This window comes from Pauljensenia sp. C0170B4 (assembly GCF_056590235.1).
The window spans coordinates 1-1,794 of sequence record NZ_JBWPVS010000014.1 but is presented as its reverse complement, the minus strand read 5'-3'; the positions used below and the strand labels follow the sequence as shown (position 1 = coordinate 1,794).

General features: G+C 54.1%; 1 protein-coding gene and 2 tRNA genes. 1 reads left to right on the top strand and 2 read right to left on the bottom strand.

The annotated features are described in order from the left end of the window. Window positions 1-361: 361 nt before the first annotated feature. Window positions 362-508: a hypothetical protein gene (locus AC1EJ1_RS10350; protein ID WP_285015977.1), complete on the top strand. Its 147-nt coding sequence runs from the start codon at window positions 362-364 to the stop codon at window positions 506-508. A gap of 940 nt (window positions 509-1,448) precedes the next feature. On the opposite strand, the gene AC1EJ1_RS10345 is transcribed toward AC1EJ1_RS10350, so the two are convergent. Beyond that, a tRNA-Ser gene (locus AC1EJ1_RS10345) sits at window positions 1,449-1,537 on the bottom strand. A 150-nt stretch (window positions 1,538-1,687) separates the two neighbouring features. Then, a tRNA-Ser gene (locus AC1EJ1_RS10340) sits at window positions 1,688-1,774 on the bottom strand. Window positions 1,775-1,794: the final 20 nt, after the last annotated feature.

The window sequence follows — 1,794 nt, the reverse complement described above, 5'->3', positions numbered from 1 at the left end:
TTCAAAGCATGTACACAGCGCTCAAACCCCTGACACACCGAACAAAAACCAACACCACGTACACACAATCCGGGCATTAACCCCTAAAATCGAACTGCGCGAATAAAAAAGTAGCGGACGGGTTCAATCCCCGCCTGTTCGACAATGTCTAGCCACCTCAGAGAGGGGGCGGGGCCGGGGAACCCGTCCTGCTATCAGGTTAGCGTTTTTCGAGCCTATAAGCAATGCAAGTTTGCCCCGCATTGGTCTTGGCCATGCGGGGTTTTGTTATGCCCCCTTGTGGCACTCCGTAAACAGCCCGGAGAACATTGGCTGGACCAACAAGGCTGACGAGCCATAAACGGGAAGAAAGGAACAGACCATGTCTGATTCGACAGCGCCCAGCGAGGGCAACACCGATGTTTCGGGAGAAAACACAGGCGGATTCAAACCGGTCACCAGTCAAGAAGACCTCGACCGGATCATTGAAAACCGCTTGGTGAGAGAACGCAAAAAATTGGCTGGTTAACTTAGGCTCAGATATTTGTGGCGCGACCGAATGCCTGTCGTTACAACAGAACTTGCAGCGAACCCAGAGCGTGGAACGTGGCTTTCAAAGATCGCATTTCGTCATACATACAAAAGCCATCGCGGTGATGAGCGTGCCAACGTCGCTGAATCTTGGGGAGAGTTCTCGCTCCGTGCGCGGTATCAGTGTTTGCCGAAGGTTGCTACCTTATTGGTTTGTCATCTCGAAGAGTTGTTTCCCGTATGTCGCGTGATACGGGAGCTGTTGGATGTTCGATGCTGCATGTGATCTGCACAACGGAGGGAGGCAGGTCAAAGTCGATTAACTCTCGTGAGTTTCAGTTGAGGAGGTCGAGCAATTTACGTTCGCTTGACTCCATCGAGGTTCACTACCGGATGATTGATTGTCTCTGAGGCAAAAGTCCGTGGGAGTCTGTCCCAATGTGCGAGTAACAATCTCTTGCGGATCTAGTTCAGCGCATGAAAACAAGTGAGGAGAGGTGCGGCAGATGGTCGAAGCATGGTTCTCCGATCGAGTGTGCCATCAACGGGTCAAGGTCGATGAGGGGCTTTTGAGTCAACGGGTCAAGGTAAGAGCGCTGAATGCACGTCTCATGTAGAAGGAAGACCCCAACTTTTTAGCTCTATCGTGCGGTTTTCACATGATGAGACTCTTAGCGAGGTCTCTCATACCTTGACCGGTTGATCGCAAACCATCAGGCTACCTTGAGTGGCTGATCGGGAGCCCTCCGGCTGTCTCGACCAGCGGCTCCAACCTCGACTGCAAGCTTCAGCCTGTGACTACTGTGTGTCTAAAAAAGCCTTCAAGGTGGCCCGAAACCGGGCGTAATTTGCAGTCACACGCGTAGGCACGAGTTACAGCGAAACCCTGTCATGCCAACGAAAAACCCCGCCGTTCCAACGAAACAGCGGGGCAACAGCGGAGACGGCGGGATTTGAACCCGCGAGGGGCGTGAACCCCTACCTCCTTAGCAGGGAGGCGCACTCGACCGGACTATGCGACGTCTCCAAGTACCGCTTGAGTCTACCGGGCTTGCGCCCGCGCCACAAATACGCAGACTCACGATCCGGGCAAACTTCCCGGCGCGGCGGCACGTAGCTGGAAAAAATCCCGAAAACAGTGATCACCGAGGTGAAGCGCCATTTTCGGGAAATCCCGCGGAGGGCAAGGGATTCGAACCCCTGGTGCCATTGCTGACACAACGGTTTTCAAGACCGTCACCTTCGGCCGCTCGGACACCCATCCAATCTGTGCGCAAACGCAAC

Coding starts and splice junctions, on each gene's coding strand:
- AC1EJ1_RS10350 (WP_285015977.1), top strand. CDS start 362: ATGTCTGATTCGACAGCGCCCAGCGAGGGCAACACCGATGTTTCGGGA.